This window comes from Micromonospora sp. NPDC050200 (genome assembly GCF_040656135.1).
Taxonomy (GTDB): Bacteria; Actinomycetota; Actinomycetes; order Mycobacteriales; family Micromonosporaceae; genus Micromonospora.
This window is the reverse complement of record NZ_JBFALG010000057.1, coordinates 1-16,049: the sequence shown is the minus strand read 5'-3', so window position 1 is coordinate 16,049 and position 16,049 is coordinate 1. Positions and strand designations below refer to the sequence as shown.

Below are 16,049 nucleotides of genomic sequence, written 5' to 3'. Positions count from 1 at the left end.
TGGACGGTGTGCTCGAGGCCGGGTCAGCGCAGCTGTCGCTCGGCTACCCGGACCGGCCTGGCCACCGCGGAATCCCCGTGATGCCTGCCGGAGAGTTCGACGAGTTGGTCGATCGGGCGCACCGGTCGGGCCGGGCCGTGGCCGCGCACGGCATCGGCGACGCCGCGGTCGCGCCGGCGGTCGCCGCCTACGAACGGGCCCACCGCCGCTGGCCCGCCCGGCCCGTCCGGCACCGGATCGAGCACCTGGAGGTCTGCCCACCCGAGCTGTTGCGCCGGATGCACGCCTTCGACGTGATCGCGTCTATCCAGACCGTGTTCTCCGCCGGCGGGATCGAGTCCACCCGTGCCCTGCTGCCAGCGCCGTTGCGGCCCCACCTGCACACATGACGGGCGGTCGAACGCTCCGGTGTCGCCTGCGCCAACGGCTCGGGCAACCCGGTGGTCGACGACTTCTCCCCCACCGCTGGCCTGCACGCCGCACTGACCGGCGCCCCCAGCCGATGACACTGGCGGGGGCGCTGCGCGCCTACACCTATGGCTCCGCCTATGCCGCCGGCGCCGAGGACCGCAAGGGCTGCCTGGTCCCCGGGCTGCTCGCCGATCTCGCCGTGCTCGAAGGCCCGCTAGACGCCCGGGAGCCGGCCGCGCTGCGCGAGCTGCAGGTGGCCCTAACCGTCCTCGATGGAGAAATCGTCTTTCAGCGCTGACGCCCGGCCGGCAGCCAATCCGTCGCGATCGTGATCTCGTCGAGAAAGTCCTGGTCCGGGGCGACCCCCAGCCCTGGCCCCTCCGGCACCCGCACGTGCCCGTCGACCAGCGTGAACGGCGCTGTCACGTCCCGCGCGTAGTAGCGGTCCGATGCCGACGTGTCGCCGGGCAGCGCGAACCCTGGCAGCGCGGCGAGCGCCACGTTGGCCGCCCGGCCGAGACCGGTCTCCAGCATCCCCCCAGCCCAGACGGGTACGCCGTGCGCGACGCACACGTCATGGATGCGCCGGGCCTCTAGGTAGCCACCGACCCGGCCGGGCTTTATGTTCACCACCGACGTGGCGCCCAAGGCGATTGCGTGCGCAGCGGCACGCGCGCTGGTGATCGACTCGTCGAGGCAGATCGGCGTACGGATGGACCGGACCAGCGCCGCATGGCCCAGCAGGTCGTCCTCGGGCAGCGGCTGCTCGATCAGCAGCAGGTCGAACGGGTCCAGCTTCGCCAGGTGCCGGGCGTCGCGCAGCTGGTAGGCGGTGTTCGCGTCGACCTGCAAGTCGATGTCACCGAAGCGCTCCCGCACCGCCCGGACGGGCTCCACGTCCCACCCTGGCTCGATCTTCAGCTTGATCCGCAGGTATCCCTGGGCCAGGTAGCCGGCCACCGCCTCCAGCAGCTCCGGAATCCGATCCATGATGCCGACCGACACTCCGGCCGGTACGGCGGACCGCACCGCACCGAGGAATCCGCCGAACGACAGCCCGGTGCCGCGCAGTTGGGCGTCGAGCACGGCCATCTCGACTGCGGCCTTCGCCATCGGGTGGCCCTTGATCGGTGCCAGTCGCTCCGCGACGGCGTAGGCGCCCAGCTCGCCACCGAGCGCCGGGAGCAGGAAACGACGCATGACGTCGAGCGCGCCGTCCAAGTATTCGGCGCAGTAGCTCGGGTCATCCTCCGCGACGCACTCCCCCCAGCCCTCACCTAAAGTGGTCTGCGCGCGCAACAACAGCGCCGTACGCACCGTCTGTCGGCCGAGCGAGGTCCGGAACGGCGCGACCAGCGGAAGCGCCACCCGCCGTACCTCTATCCCATGCAGTTCCATCGCCGTAACTCCCGCAGCGTCAGGGCTTTGTCAGCTCGTACCAGCCTTCACGGGCAAAACCTGTCACCCGGTATCCCCGGGCCAGGGCGCCGCCGAGGGAGTCGCGCACGGCGTACCGCCACCGGGCCGCCTCGGCCGGGTCGCTCGCTCGCAGCGACTCGATGTCCGCCGGGATCTCCACCAGCAGGGCTTGACCTTGCCCGCCGTGGTGTGGCCCGGCCGGATCTTGCCGGGCGTGGCCGTGTTGGGCCGGGCCGTGCCCCGCCGGATCCGGCGCGGCGGCAACCTCCCACCGCACGAACAGCCGGTCCGTGGTGTCGCCGGCATTGATGGCGTCGTCCAGGGGGCCGTAGAAGTCGGGCAGGTATTCGATCACCGTAGCCTCGAGGCGCACCAGGTTGAGGTATGCATTGCGACGGATCAGCGGGTCAAAGGTCCAGCTGACATGGTCGAGGCAGGCCTCGTGCGCCCAGCGCCGCTGATGCTGTTTGATCGCGAATCCAACGCCTCGGCCCTGGCAACCCGGCGCCACGCCGACGACGTGCGAATGCAGGCCCTGTCCGGCGGCTGTACGGAAGCCCGCGGCGGCTCCGACCAGCTGCCCGTCAAGGTACGCACCGGCGACGTACCCACCAGTGTGGGCCAGTGCGCACAGCACGTCGAGCGGTATCGGGGGACTTTCCGCCCCGGCCCCCCCACACCCGGCGCAGGAGGGCAGCGGCGGCACGCGGGTCGCCCGCCCGCGACAGGGCGACCACCCGCACCCCGGTCACCCGGTTCTCCCGTGCACCAGCGCGCTGACCAGCGCCGGCACCGCCTCCCGCCAAGGCGCCACGATACCGACATCCGCGGCCGCGAAGATCGGTGCGGCGGGGTCGGAGTTGATGGCCAGAATGGTGCCGGCTCCGGCCACCGCGGCGATGTGGTGCGGCTTGCCCGACACGCCGACCGCGACGTACAACTGCGGCCGCACCCCGCGCCCGGTCACTCCGACCTGCCGCGACCGGGGTAGCATGCCCATGTCCGTCAGCTTGCGCGTGGCGGCCAGCTCGGCATCGAGCAGCCGCAGCAGTGCTCGGATGGCCGGGTCGTTCGGATTGTCGACGCCCAGGCCGACGCACACCACTGTCGACGCCCGGGTCAGGGCCGCATAGTCGTCGACCTTGCGGTAGCCCCGCACGGCGACATCGCCCGGATGCGGCCGCACATCCCACAGCCGCTCGCCGACCGCTACCGCCCGCCGCGGGGTACGCATGGGCAGCACCCCCGGACCGACGGTCACCACCGTCGGTTCGGTGTCGCACCGCACCTCACCCCCGGCGACCGAGGCGACGGTGGTTTTGCCGGCTCGAGCGACGCTCGTGGCATCGGCGATCAGGCCCGCCCCCACCGCAGCCGCATATCGGCCGGCCACGGTGCGGCCCCACGCCGTGGCCGACGCCAGCAGCAGGGCCGGTGGCGGTTCGCGGGTGAGCGCGGCGGCCACCGCTGCCGGACCCGGATCGCGCGCCGGCCACCGCCAGATCTCGTCGGCGCCCGAAGCAGCCAACGTCAACCGATCCCCGCCCGGCCCGCAGAGCAGCCGAACCGTGCCGCCGATGTCGACGGCGGCGCCGAGCAACTCGGCGGTAAGTTCGTCGTGATACGGGTCGGCCAGCACGTCGAACACCGCGCCGGGCCGGACCGGTGCGACCGGAGACCGGGGCGGCGGGCCGCCGTCCAGTGCGCCCCGCCGCCGCAACTCGGCGACGGCGGCGGACACCTGCGCCCCAACAGGGCCGGACAACACCCGCCCCGCCCTCGTCGGCACCGGTGGGGCGACGGGGCGGATCGTGGTCGGGCTGGCGGCACCGGGTATCGCACCGGAGAGCATCGCCAGATCGAGGACGGTCACCGCAGGGGTGGGGTCGGGCCGCTCGTGCGGGGGGATCTTGGCCGGGGCGCACAGCCGCTCCGCGACGGCTACCACCGCCGGAAGCTCTACGCTGACCTCGACCAGCCGGTCGTCCTGCTCGCAGGTGGCCCGGAGGCGGGCGGCGGTGACCTCCATCTGCCGTGCGGCTCCGGTGTACGGCAGGCCCAGCAGGCCGGCCAGGTGCGGGCCGAGCTGGGCGGTCTCCGCGTCCAGCGACGCGCTGCCGACGAGGATCAGGCCGAACGGGGCGGTCTTGGCCACCGCGGCTGCCAGCGCGCGGGCCGTCACCAGCAGGTCCGCGCCGGCCAGCGTCGGATCGCAAACGTGTACGCCGGCGTCGGCACCGTAGCCCAGCGCCTCGGCGAGCACGTCGCGAGCTCGGGGCGGGCCCATGGTGAAGACGGTGCAGGTGCCCGCGGTGCGGCGGGCCAGCTGCACGCCGTAGGCGATGGCCCGGCGGCAGGACGGATTGATCTCCAGCTCGCCGAACACGCGCACCTGTTTGGCAAGCACCGCGACGCGCAGGCCGGGGCCGGTCACGAGAGGCTGACCCCGATCAGGTGACCGATGCCGTACGTGACGGCGGCCGCGCCGGCGGCGAGGCCGAGCTGACGCAGCCCGCCGAACCAGACCGACACTGCGGTCAGCCGCGCCACCGCCGCGCCGGCGGCGAAGAGCGCGACCGCGGTCACCGCGAGCGCCGCGGCCAGCGAGCCGAGCCCGATCAGGAACGGCAGCACCGGCACGAGCGCGCCCAGTGCGAACGCGGCGAAGGACGACCCGGCGGCGACCCAGGGTGACGGCAGGTCATCGGGGTCAATACCCATCTCCTCCCGCACGTGGACCCGCCACGCCTGCGAGGGGTCCCGGGACAGCTGCGCGGCCACCTGGTCCGCGAGTTCGGGGTCCAGTCCGCGCGCTCGGTAGAGCGCCGCAAGTTCGGCCTGCTCCTCGGCCGGCTGGGCGGCCAGTTCCCGCTGTTCCCGGGCAATTTCGCTGCGGATCAACTCAGTCTGCGACGCGACCGAGGTGTACTCGCCAGTCGCCATTGAACACGCCCCAGCGACCAGCCCAGCCAAACCGGTGAGCACGATGGTGCGCGGATCACCGCCACCGCCGGCCACGCCCGCGATGAGTGCACCGTTGGAGACCAGGCCGTCCATCACGCCAAACACCGCGGGGCGTAGCCACCCGCCGGTCACGTCCCGGTGGTGCTGGTGGTACTCAACCTGCAGCACGGTCACGAGATCACCTCCAAGTAGTAGATGCGACAGTACGTAAGTCGAGTTGTCGCGTCTACGACGGCGAGGCTATCCTAACCGATTCCAACGTGGACCTTTTGTCGGGGTAAATGTCGGTTTTGGCAGGTCGTTGAGAAACTGTCGGCGTGGTGGTTGTCAGATCTTGTCGAACATATGCGGCTTCTCATTCATCTGCGTGCGCGTCTCATCGGCTGTCAATGCCGCTACCAGGTGCACGCTGGTGTGGGTGGACACATCGCGGTGGTCCCGATGAATCATCTCGTACCCGCACTGTGCGTCCACCGTCTGGAGCCGCCGAGGTTGGGCACAACCCATTTCCGTAACGCCGCAGTGGGTGTTCGGTTCCGGAGGGCAGTCACGACGTCTACCGTCCGGCTTGGAGGGTAGGAGCGGTTCAGGCCTTGGAGGTTGCTTGCCAGCGCTCGACTAGCCTGGCGAACTCGTCGACGGCTTCACGGGCTTGCGGCGTGGTGGTCCGGGTCAGCGGCGGCTGGAAGCCGAGCCTGGGAGAGGTGTGCAGCGCCGCTCGGTAGGCGTCCGCGGTGCGCAAGATGGCGTGGTCGGCGGCGGTGTAGATGGGTGATCGCGCGCCGAGGAGGTCCAGCAGCCGGGGCCGGTCCAGTTCGGACTCAACCAGCCGGCGCTCTGCGTCGTGCACATCCTCCGCCGGGCGCCTCTGGCCCGGGATGGCCGGCGGCGGGGACCATTTGAACAAGAGCAGGTGCGACGGGCCGGGCAACCCGTCCTGATCCCTTTCCCACGCCTCCAGGAAGGCCAGGACCGCCCGGAGGTCGCAAAGGACCGCCGCTGGTACCTCGACCAGTGGCTGGGCGGTGCTCGGGCGGGTCGCGTTCAGCCGCGCCCACAGCACGATGGTGCGGCTGATCGGGAAGACGACAAAGACGATGATGGACGCCAGCGCGATGATGATGACAAGCCCCGCCCACGGCCCGCCGAAGTCGGTCGCCAGTCGCCAGTCCAGGATCTGCGGGATGTTGGGACCGGGAAACGAGCCGACCAGGTGCCGCCAGGTAACCGCGGCGAGCGACTCGGACGCGCTCGTCCAGCCCGCATCGGTCGCGCCGGTCCGGACATCAACGGCGCCAACGGTACGCAGCAGGGTCAGCACCGCTGCCGCAGTGATGACGATGTGCATACCGATCAGCGCATAGCCGCGTAAGTCCTCCCGCAGCCCGCTCGAGGGTGACGCCCAGTCGCTGGTTCCCAAGAGCCCGGCCCTGCTCCCCGCGCACGCGGGGGTGATCCTCGCGCCTGAGACGGCGGAAAGCCTGCACTAGACGCTCCCGTCCGCCGGTGCGAAGGCTTGGATCCGCCCGGTGACAACCACTGTGATCAGCGCATAGATTGCGTTCGAACAGGATTTGGTCGGTCGTCAGGTTTGGCCGCCACGAGCAGGAGGTCGCTTACCGTGGGCCCCCGGAACGCCAACTCGAGGGATGACGCCACCGGAGACGTCGCCTCGCCCGCGATGGTGGGCAGAGGCGAGGAGATCGAGGAGATCCTGTCGGCGCTCGCTCGCCCCCCGGCCGCGATCGCGATCGAGGGCGAGGCAGGGATCGGCAAGACCCGGCTGGTGACGGAGCTCTTGTCGAGAGCCGAGATCGCCGACCGGCTCCAGGTCACCGGCGCCTGTGCGCACATCCGCGAGCCGTTCCCCCTCGGTCCCGTCGTCGAGGCGCTGCGCAGGACCCACGAGCACCTGTCACCCTCAGCAGCCACCAGTCTGTCACCGGTGACCGGAGCGCTGCGCCCGCTGCTGCCCGAGCTTGCGCACCTCCTCCCGGCGGCACCCGATCCGCTGAACGACCGGATCGGCGAGCGGCACCGCGTGTTCCGCGGGCTGGCCGAGCTGCTCGGCTCGCTGGGCCGGGTGGTGCTGGTGCTGGAGGACATGCACTGGGCCGACGAGCAGACCATCGAGTTCCTGGGCTACCTGCTCTCCGACCCGCTTGCCGGGCTCTGCGTGGTGCTCACGTTCCGCGGAGAGGAGGTGGACCCGGGCATTCGGGCGCTGACGGCCCGGCTGCCCGCCTCGGTCGCCCGCGTCCAGGTCGAGCTGCCGCCGTTCGACACGGCCGCGACCAGCGCGCTGGCGGCCGCGGTACTGGGCGCGGACCGGGTCTCCGAGGATTTCGCCGCCTACCTGCGAGAGCGCACTTCGGGTCTGCCCTTCGCCATCCAGCAGTCGCGGGTACGGCTGCTGCCGGCGCGGGTCGTGACGTATCTGCTGCTGGCGGCGTGTCTGTTCACCGAGGTCGGGTACCGGCAGGTGTGGTCGAAGCTGACCAGCGGTCTGTACGGCATGCCGGTCGCCTCGCCCAGCGGCAGCGCGTTACGCCAGGCCCGGCAACGACTCGGCCCGCAACCGATGCAGGCGTTGTTCGACCTGCTGCGCGGGCCGGCCGCCACGACCGCTGCCCAGGTGCGGTAGCGAGGGCTGCTGCTGACCGTGGTCGACGGCACCACCCTGGTCGTGGCGGACTCGCCGGACAACACCAACCGATACACCAAACACCGCTGCGCCAACGGCAGTTCCGGCTACCCCCAGATGCGGTTGAGTGCCCTGCTGACCTGCGGCACCCGATCGGTCATCGACGCCGTGTTCGACCCGGTCCGGGTCGGCGAACTCGCCCAAGCACGAGCCCTGACCCGCAGCCTGCAACCGGGGATGCTGCTGCTGGCCGACCGTCACTACGCCGCCGCCGACCTGCTGGCCACCATCACCGCAACCGGCGCGGACCTGCTGATCCGCGCCAAGGCCAACCGCCGGCTGCCGATACTGCGCCGCCTGGGCGACGGCTCATGGCTGACCCGCATCGGCGCCCTGACGATCCGGGTCGTCGAAGCCCGGATCAGCATCACCACCACCGCCGGCACCCGCAGCGGTGACTACCGGCTGCTGACCACCCTGCTCGACCCACACGCTCACCCGGCCGCCGATCTGATCCGGCTCTACCACGAACGCTGGGAGATCGAGACCGCCTACCTCGAACTCAAATCCTCGATCCTGGCCGGACGCGTGCTGCGGGCCCGGACCCCCGACGGCATCAACCAGGAAACGTACGCCCTGCTCATCGTCTATCAGCTGCTGCGCACCGCCATGGTCGACGCCACCGACAGCCGGCCCGGCACCGATCCCGACCGAGCCAGTTTCACCACCGCCCTGACCACCGCCCGCGACCAGCTCGTCCACGCCGCCGGCGTCATCGCCGACACCGACATCAATCTGGTCGGCGTCATCGGCACCCACGTCCTGAACAACCTCCTGCCCGAACGCCGGGTCCGCGTAAAAACCCGCATGATCAAACGCTCGAACAGCAAGTACCAAGCCCGCGGCCCGAACATCGACCGACGCAGCTATAAAGCCACCACCAGCATCGACATCATCAGCCCTCACCCTTGACAACCACCACCCGCACCTAACTGAACGGCGTTGAAGCTAGTTCAGCAATGCGTCAGCACGTCCAGCCGGATCCGGTTTGTTTTTGGCATGTCGCTGCGCCAAGGCCAACAACCGTTTCGGCGGCAACTGCGCGGCCTGGTCACCACCGATCTGCAGCAGATCGGCTCGCAGCACGTCTGGTACCTGCCGCTCGGCCAGCACCTCCGGCTTCGCGAGCGGACGGAACTGCGGCTCGTCGTCCCGCTCGTGGTGCCCCAGCGCCAAGGCCAACGGCGCGAAAAAATCCACCAGCATCCCCCGCACACCGCACTCCGCGAGGAACAACGTTCTGGCCGATCCCGCAGGGCCTGCGGCCAACGTCGTGGGAATCCGACGACGGGATTGAATACGTCAGCTCCCTCGACCTGGACGCGGAGGCGGGCGCCCGAGCCATGTGCATGTCCATGGGGCCAAACGAGCGGTACGTCGATGTCGTGAAGCGGCGCCTGGCTGCTGCGGTCGCCTACGAGCGACGGGCGCGGTAGCGGCCGAGCGCCAGCGGCGATCAGAATGCGGCGATCAGGCCAGCGCTGGCGAGACCGGCATGATGCTCGCTGAGCGCCCACGCCGCGTCCCGCATGTCCGTCGCGGGCACACCGTAGGCGCGGACCGACGTCATAACTCATCGTGCGAGCAGCAGGCTACGGGCGCTCCGGCCCAGCGAAGTTGAGACCCACCCGGGTGGCGGCCCGTATGACGATCCCGCGCTGACCGAACACGCATGTCGGCGCTCTCTGCGAGGCTCCCTTCACGTTTCGTGTTCTAAGTGGAGGGTGGTGGCTCGGCGGTGATGGGGCGGTCTCACGCATTGTCCGGGGCGGTGGTGTGGTTGGGCGGTTGCCCGCCGGCAGCGGCGCTGGGGGCGCGACCGGCGGTGGGAACGGTGGTGGTTGGCGCGGCGGTCACCGCTGGTGGGACGCTGCTGCCGAACGCCGACCGGTGCGGCTCACCGGGGTGCAGGTCTGCCGGCAGCATCGGCTGGCGGGAGAGCACTTCCAGCAGCCGTTGCCGCCGACGTAGAGCAGCCCGAAGCGGATCTGGCCCGGGGCCTGCGAGACCTGCTGCGCGGGTGAGGCAGCTTCGGCCTGAGTTCCGGGGCCCGTCCGCCCGGGCGGACGCTGATCCCCTGGGCCCACCCGTAGTTTTCAGCCAAAAACAACGCTAAGGACGACGACACAGACCAGCGCGGCTACGACAACTTCGTGATCTCGACAGCCCGAGCGGGATAGCCATCTTGGCCGGGAACTTCGTAGCGGCACCGCACCTGCTCGCCAGGCGTGAGGCTGCGGTACTCGGTAGGCCCGGCGACGATCGCGGAGTAGTGGGCCCAGACAGTCAGGTCGGCGTGGTCAAGCGCGAGGGTTCCCCACCCCTCTTCGACGTTCCAGGTGCTTACCACGCCGGTGTCCTGGATGCTCTGGCCGTTCACGAGCACCACCGTACCGAGGTCGCTCGGGGCTGGGCGCCCAACAAACCCGTACTCGACTTGTTGGGCACTCCGGCTTTCCGAACAGGTTTGTTGGACAGCGTCGACGACCGGCCGGATAGCCGTTCTTGATCTTGTCCGGCAATCGATCGATTCTCGAACAGCCGCTGGCGGCCCTCGCGCTAGACCAACTCCTTAGCGTTGTTTTGGGCTGGAAGCTACGGACGGGCCTCGGCGAACATCACCGACGTGGTGCCGTTGCCGTAGAGCAGGGTCACGTGGCTGGCCGGGTTCTCCAGAGCCCCTCCACGGCGCCGTGGAGGGGCTCTGCTCAGTTGTGGCCCGGGTAAGTCAGCCCGTTGTCACCGTACGGCGTCTAGGGCGTCGACCAGGCCGCTGCCGTAGAAGCCGGTGCCGGCGGGGCCGCCCTGGCACTCGGCCTTGTAAATGCCCCAGCCGCCCGGGTCGTAAATGCCGGGCGGGCAGGGCAGGGGGTCCGCGTCACGCTGCAAGGCCGCGATCGTCTGCTGCGCCGACCAGTCCGGGTGCGTGCTGCGGATCAGCGCGAGCACACCGGCGACGTGCGGGGACGCCATCGAGGTGCCCATCATGAAGCCCCAGCCGCCACCCGCGAGGGTGGACAGCACGGAGCCCGGCATGTCCGGGGTGTCGGGGTGTTGGAACGAGGCACCGCCCGGCGCGGTCACGTCGGTGTCGCCGACACCGTAGTTGGAGAAGTGCGACTTCAGGGCCTTGGCGCCGACCGAGGACACGCCGACCACACCGGGGACCTCGGCGGGCACCGTAGTGCACGCCTCGGTGGTGACCCGAGGCGTGATCGGATCGTGCCCATCGCCGTTGTTCGGGCTGTTCTCGTCGATGATGGTGTGCGCGAGGTCCCAGTTGCTGTTGCCCAGCGCGGCCACGTTCACCACGTCCTTGCGGGCCGAGTAGTCGATCGCGCGGCGCACGCCCTCAGCGGCGGCGCGCTGGTCGGCGTCGTCGTTGCACCAGCGGTACCACGGGTCGACGAAGTAGGAGCTGTTGGTGACCTCCATGCCGTGCTCGGCGGCCCACACGAACCCGCAGATCGCGTACTCGGGATAGATCTTGCCGCTGTCGTCGCCCACCTTAATTGAGGCGATGCGCACGTTCGGTGCGACACCGACGATACCGACGCCGTTGCGGGCCGCGGCGATCGTGCCAGCCACGTGCGTGCCGTGCGACAAGCCAGTTGGTACCCAGGCGGCCGGGGAGGTGTCCGGGACACCGGAGTTGGTGCAGCCGACCGAGTTGACCGGGTCGATGTTCGGCGCGAGGTCAGGGTGGGTGGCGTCGACGCCGACGTCGAGCACGCCCACCAGGACGTCGCGGCTACCGGTAGAGATGGCGTGCGCCTTGTCCGACTTGATCATCCGCATGTCCCACTGGTAGGCCGCCAGGGGCTCCTCGGCGGCCGCGGTGGCCGCGGTGGCCGCGGCCTTCACGTCGGCGGCGGACATGGCACCCTCCACCTTCTCCAAAGAGGTGGAGCCGGCAGCGGCGGCACCGCCGCCGGGGGCGAGCTCGGCCAGGTTGCGCGAGGCACCCGCGCCCGCGATACCGGGCATCGTGCGGACCGCGGCGGCGAAGTCGGCCTTGCTGGACTTGGCGATGACCACACCGATCTGCGGCCAGCTCTGCACCACCTGACCGCCGGCCTGCTTGACCGACGCCTCGGTGGTGGTCAGCGAGCCGCCCTGCGGGCCGAGCACGACGAAGTGCGCGGCGGCCGCAGCCGGGGCCGAGGCTGCCGGCTCGGCGGGGGTGGCGCTGGCCGGCGGCGCAACCAGGGTGGTCACCCCGGCCACGGCGGCGAGCACGGCCGATGCGGCCAGTGCACGCCTATTTCGCGGGCTTAACGTCATTGGGTAGCCTCCTGCAAGGTAATTGAGGTGGACTCGCGGCGGGTGCCACATGAACGCCTGTCGGAAGGTGTCAACCAGTTCGGGGCGGATGGTTCAGGGATTCGTTGTCCGCCGTCCGGGTCTGCGGCGGGGAGACCGCGGACCCGGACGGGTCGACTCACCGCAGGCGGTACGCCTGGATGATCTGCTGGGTTACGGTGTTGCCGGCGCTGTCAGAAGCGGTGGCCCGCAGGGAGACGTGCCCGGGGCCGGCCGGGTGCTGGACTTTAGCCGCCCAGCCCGTGCCCCACTGGTGCAGGTCCGCCTTCCGCCAGGTCTTGCCGCCGTCGTACGAGACGTCGACGGTGAGCGCCGTGACCGTGGCGTCCGGCGCGCCGGGCTGCCGTTCGACCGTCACCGGAACGACGAAGGGCCGGCCGGCTGGCGCGCTGTTGTCGACGGCCAGCGGCGGCGCGAAGCGGACCGCCATGGCCGGCAGTTGCGCCCAGTCGTCGCCGGGGACGTGCGTGGAGCGGAACGTCCAGGCGGCCGACACCTCGGTGCTCAGGTCGGTGAAGCTGAGGGTGGCGGAGGTCTCCACCCGGTAGGTCGCCTCGCCCGGCGGTACCTTGAAACGGCCGGACCCGGGGTAGGGCGTCTTTCCGACCGGCTCGCCGTCGCGGTAGAGCGCGGTCCGCGCGGTGTCGTACCGCCAGTCACCGAAGTGCCCGGCGGCGTCGCTGAACAGCGGCACCCTGACCTGCATGGTGTCGCCGTTGCGGGTGATGCCCTGTAGCGGGGAGAGCCGGGAGAAGGACGGCCCGTACGGCGCCGCGTTCCAGTCCTCGTGGACGGTACGCGCCGTCTGGTCGCTGGCCTGCTCCGAACGGAGGATGACGTTCGCCTGCAGCACGTCGCCGTCCCACTTGCCGACCGCGACGAGCTCGTTCCAGCGCGTCCCGGTGCTGTAGTGCTCGACCCGTTCGCCGGGCACGGTGGTGGGCAGGGCCGCGGCGCCGATGGTGAGGTCGCCCGCCGGGGCGACGATCCGTATGGCCTCCTGGCCGGGGTAGTCGCCGCGGAACCGGTGCAGCACGGTCGTCAGGTCACGCTGTTGGTAGTGCTTGACGTAGCCGGTCGGGAACCGGCCTGGCAGGGCCTCGCTGGTCGCGTAGAGGTAGGGGCTGCTCGCCGCCGCCAGGTCGGCCCACTGGGTGCTGACCGACCCGACGAAGGCGCTGCCTGGCACCGGCTCGCCGAGCTGTGCGCTGGTCATCCCGTCGAGGTGGTCAGACAACAGGAGGTAGCCGTAGCTACCCCACGCGGTGAACCAGTTCGCCGCCAGGTCGGCATGCGCCACCGTCGCGTCGCGCTGCGGGACGGTGGGGCGGACAGGCTTCGCGGTCCGGGCGTCCAGGCTGATTCGCAGGTCCCGGTCCGCCACCACCTCCGGTTGCGCCAGCATGCTGACCCCGGTCAGCTCGCCCTGGGCGTTTGCCTCGTAGATCACGCTGGTCAGGCCGTACCGGCCCTTGGGGACGCGTACCTGGGCCTCGCCGTCGGCGTCGTTGACGGTGATCCAGCGGTAGACGTCCAGTCCAACCAGGAGGGTGTGGTACAACTCCGGGGCGTCACCGGCCCGGTCGCGGTGGTCGAGGGTCAGGTTGTAGCTCTCCCCCTCCCGGCCGACGGCCAGCGGGGTGACCGCGACCATGTCGCCGGAGCGGGCCAGGATCCGCCCGGTCCAGTAGCCGTCCATTTCGCCGAGGCGGGTGTCCGCGGCGACCGTGACCTGGGCGGTGCCGCCGGCCGGCACGGTCAGCTGGGACGCGCTGAGGGTGAACATGCCGGCCGGCGCGGAACGCCCGTCCGGACCGGTGGCCCCCTCGGCCGCGAGGTCGAGGGTCAGCGGGGCGGCACCGGCGTTGCGGTAGGTGACGGTCCGGACGATCGGTTCGTCGTCGGCGTGCGGCCACTCCGCCACGCCGAACGAGACGCTGGCCGGGTCGCTGGTGATCTGCTCGGTGATCGCGTGCGCCACGTCGACCCGCCCGGCGCCCTGCTGGAACGCTGTCTGGTCCGGGTGCGGCTTGGCGGAGGCCATCAGGGTGGCCTTGTACTGCCCGGCCGTCCAGCCCGGGTGCTGCTGGGCCAGCAGCGCCGCCGCGCCGGCCACGTGCGGGCTGGCCATCGAGGTGCCGTTCAGCGCCACGTACTTCTCCCCGACCGGCGTGCCGATGGTGCCATTGGCCGCGCGTGCGGCCACGATGCCGACGCCGGGCGCGGTGATGTCCGGCTTGAGGCCGCCGTCACCGACCCGCGGCCCACGGCTGGAGAAGCTGGCCAGGTTGTCGTTCCGGTCGACCGCGCCGACGGTCAGGGCGGCGTCGGCGCTGCCCGGCGTGCCGACCGTAAACTCGTCCGGGCCGCTGTTGCCCGCCGAGATGACGAAGAGGGTGCCGGTCTGCGCGGTCAGCGTGTTGACGGCCTCCTCCAGCGGATCGATCCCCGGGCTGTCCGAGCCGCCGAGGCTCATGTTGACCACGGTGGCCCGCTTTTCCACGGCGGCCCACTGCATGCCGGCCAGGATCGCGGATGTGGGGCAACCGCCCACCTGGCAGACCTTGCCCGAGACCAAGGTGGCGTCCGGGGCGACGCCCCGGTACTTCCCGCCGGAGGCGGCGCCGCTGCCCGCGATGATGGAGGCGACGTGGGTGCCGTGGCCGACCCTGTCGTCCGGGTCCTCCGTGGTGAAGTTGCGCGAGTCGGCCACCTTGCCGGCCAGGTCGGGGTGGGTGAGGTCGATGCCGGTGTCGAGCACCGCGACGGTGACCCCCTTCCCGGTGTAGCCGGCGGCGTAGGCGGCCGGCGCACCGATCTGCGGCACGCTGTAGTCGAGGGTGGGCTTCAGCAGGCCGTCCAGCCAGATCCGGTTGGCACCCTCCGTCGCATCGACACCGGCGCCGGCCCGGCCGGCGGTGAGGGCGGCCCAGGCCGCCCCCGCGTGCGACTTCGCTGCGGTGAGCGCCGCGCCGCCGATCGTCGGGAGGCTGCGGGTCACCCGGGTACCGGCGAACGGGGCCGTGCTCCGCTTGGCCAACCCCTTCGGGTACGACACCACCAGCGGCAGGCTGTCCCGGCGGGCGTCGTCGTAGCCGTTCGAGACCAGCTCGGTGACGTCGAACAGCCGCCGGTCGACCCGACCGGAGCGGATCAGCGGCAGCGCGTCCCGCGGCACCACCGAGAGGTGACCCCGGTCCCGGTCGACCAGGAACTGCATCCCGGTGCGGCCCGGGCCGGGGCGTACCGCGGGCTTGCCGGTGTCGGTGACGGTGACCTGGTCACCGGTCAGAAGGGTGACGGTGACCGGACGTCCGGCGGCCGTGGCCGCGCCCTCGCCGCCGGCCGCCGCCGGCACGCCGAGCACCAGTCCGACGGGCGCCGCCTTGACCGCCGGTGCTGCGACCGCCGGCTTGGCGCCCGCAGTGCCGGGCGCGGCTATCAGCAGCGCAGCGGCGATCCCCCCGGCAAGTAATGCTCTCCTGTTCCTGCTCGATCTAGGTCGCATGTGGACATTACCTCCTTGCTGGGGCGGCCAAGGGTGTCCCGGACCGCCTGGGGGTTTGGGCTACAGGGGTTCGTACTCGTCGTCCGGGTCGGTCCCGGGTGACGTGTCGGGAGATGGCTGCGGATCCGCGGGTGGAGGCTCCGCCGCGTGTGGCGGGGGGCCGTCCGGCGTAGGCTCTTGTGCCGCTGGGGTCCGCTCGCGTTCTTCCATTGCCGCAGTCTCAGCCCGTGCCGGTGGTACCCGCGACTGGTCGGATGAGGTGTTTAAATATCTCGACGCGCGGATTTAATCGTCGGCGGCGGTTGCGGCATCCGCGGACAGCAGTCCCAGCTCCACGACCCGTACCGCCACCGCGGTACGGGTCGAGACGCGCAGCTTCCGCATGGCCGACTTGAGATGGCTTGCCACGGTCTGCACGGAAAGCACGAGATCCTCGGCGATCTGCCGGTTGGTCCTGCCGTCGAGCAGCAGCCGCACCACGTCCAGCTCCCGCGGCGAGAGCCGATCTCCGTAGCTGGGTCGGCCGCGCGCGCGGCGGGGCGCGGACACACCGAGATCGCGCAGCCGGCGCCGTACCCGGTCGGCGTCGCGGCTGGCACCCAACGCAGCGAACCCTTCCAGCACGTCGGCCAGGTCCGCCTGTCCGCCATCGGTCGGGTCGTTCGCCGCGCTCAGCTCTGCCGCGCGCAGGGCGGCGTACGGTCGCGGCAGTGACCGCCA

General features: G+C 71.0%; 14 protein-coding genes and 1 pseudogene. 5 read left to right on the top strand and 10 right to left on the bottom strand.

Going from position 1 to position 16,049, the window contains the following annotated elements:
- Positions 1-8 precede the first annotated feature (8 nt).
- Entirely contained in the window at positions 9-389 is a 381-nt protein-coding gene (locus tag AB0I41_RS27920) for an amidohydrolase family protein (protein ID WP_357113455.1), read from the top strand.
- Positions 386-709, top strand: coding sequence for an amidohydrolase family protein (locus tag AB0I41_RS27915; RefSeq protein ID WP_357113453.1), 324 nt, complete (start codon positions 386-388; stop codon positions 707-709). Before AB0I41_RS27920 ends, AB0I41_RS27915 begins: the two co-directional genes overlap by 4 nt.
- On the opposite strand, the gene menC is transcribed toward AB0I41_RS27915, so the two are convergent.
- The 5 genes from menC to AB0I41_RS27890 all read right to left on the bottom strand — a co-directional run bounded on the left by menC (position 700) and on the right by AB0I41_RS27890 (position 6,142).
- Positions 700-1,809 carry an o-succinylbenzoate synthase gene (gene menC / locus AB0I41_RS27910; protein WP_357113451.1) on the bottom strand — a complete coding sequence of 370 codons (1,110 nt, stop codon included), beginning with the start codon at positions 1,807-1,809 and terminating at the stop codon, positions 700-702. The two genes, AB0I41_RS27915 and menC, sit on opposite strands and share 10 nt — an antisense overlap.
- Before the next feature lie 19 nt (positions 1,810-1,828).
- The gene (locus AB0I41_RS27905) at positions 1,829-2,467 is read right to left on the bottom strand and encodes a GNAT family N-acetyltransferase (protein WP_357113449.1); all 639 of its coding nucleotides are present in this window, start codon (positions 2,465-2,467) and stop codon (positions 1,829-1,831) included.
- 111 nt (positions 2,468-2,578) lie between these two features.
- The gene (locus AB0I41_RS27900) at positions 2,579-4,264 is read right to left on the bottom strand and encodes an FAD-binding protein (RefSeq protein ID WP_357113447.1); all 1,686 of its coding nucleotides are present in this window, start codon (positions 4,262-4,264) and stop codon (positions 2,579-2,581) included.
- Complete coding sequence (locus AB0I41_RS27895) at positions 4,261-4,968, bottom strand: VIT1/CCC1 transporter family protein (protein ID WP_357113445.1); 708 nt, start codon at positions 4,966-4,968, stop codon at positions 4,261-4,263. Before AB0I41_RS27895 ends, AB0I41_RS27900 begins: the two co-directional genes overlap by 4 nt.
- 412 nt (positions 4,969-5,380) lie before the next feature.
- A complete protein-coding gene (locus tag AB0I41_RS27890) occupies positions 5,381-6,142 on the bottom strand; it encodes a hypothetical protein (RefSeq protein WP_357113443.1) in 762 nt (253 codons plus the stop codon).
- 333 nt (positions 6,143-6,475) lie between these two features.
- Between AB0I41_RS27890 and AB0I41_RS27885 the strand changes: the two genes are divergently transcribed.
- Together AB0I41_RS27885 and AB0I41_RS27880 are read left to right on the top strand one after the other, a co-directional pair.
- On the top strand, positions 6,476-7,438 hold the full coding sequence (locus AB0I41_RS27885; protein ID WP_357113441.1) for an AAA family ATPase: 963 nt from the start codon (positions 6,476-6,478) through the stop codon (positions 7,436-7,438).
- An 18-nt stretch (positions 7,439-7,456) separates the two neighbouring features.
- Complete coding sequence (locus AB0I41_RS27880) at positions 7,457-8,410, top strand: IS4 family transposase (protein ID WP_357113439.1); 954 nt, start codon at positions 7,457-7,459, stop codon at positions 8,408-8,410.
- 36 nt (positions 8,411-8,446) lie between these two features.
- Here the strand turns inward: AB0I41_RS27880 and AB0I41_RS27875 are convergent, their stop codons facing one another.
- Positions 8,447-8,713, bottom strand: coding sequence for a hypothetical protein (locus AB0I41_RS27875; protein ID WP_357113437.1), 267 nt, complete (start codon positions 8,711-8,713; stop codon positions 8,447-8,449).
- Positions 8,714-9,239: 526 nt separating this feature from the next.
- On the opposite strand from AB0I41_RS27875, the pseudogene AB0I41_RS27870 reads away from it, so the two are divergent.
- Positions 9,240-9,398, top strand: a pseudogene (locus AB0I41_RS27870) (hydrolase); the annotation flags it as partial.
- A 240-nt stretch (positions 9,399-9,638) separates the two neighbouring features.
- Here the strand turns inward: AB0I41_RS27870 and AB0I41_RS27865 are convergent.
- From AB0I41_RS27865 to AB0I41_RS27850, 4 genes are all read right to left on the bottom strand, one after another.
- Entirely contained in the window at positions 9,639-9,878 is a 240-nt protein-coding gene (locus AB0I41_RS27865) for a cold shock domain-containing protein (protein WP_357113435.1), read from the bottom strand.
- 359 nt (positions 9,879-10,237) lie between these two features.
- Entirely contained in the window at positions 10,238-11,782 is a 1,545-nt protein-coding gene (locus AB0I41_RS27860) for a S8 family serine peptidase (protein WP_357113433.1), read from the bottom strand.
- A gap of 157 nt (positions 11,783-11,939) precedes the next feature.
- The gene (locus AB0I41_RS27855) at positions 11,940-15,329 is read right to left on the bottom strand and encodes a S8 family serine peptidase (RefSeq protein ID WP_357113431.1); all 3,390 of its coding nucleotides are present in this window, start codon (positions 15,327-15,329) and stop codon (positions 11,940-11,942) included.
- Between the two features lie 285 nt (positions 15,330-15,614).
- Positions 15,615-16,049: LuxR C-terminal-related transcriptional regulator (locus AB0I41_RS27850; protein WP_357113429.1), on the bottom strand; the 435-nt coding region annotated here is incomplete at its 5' end.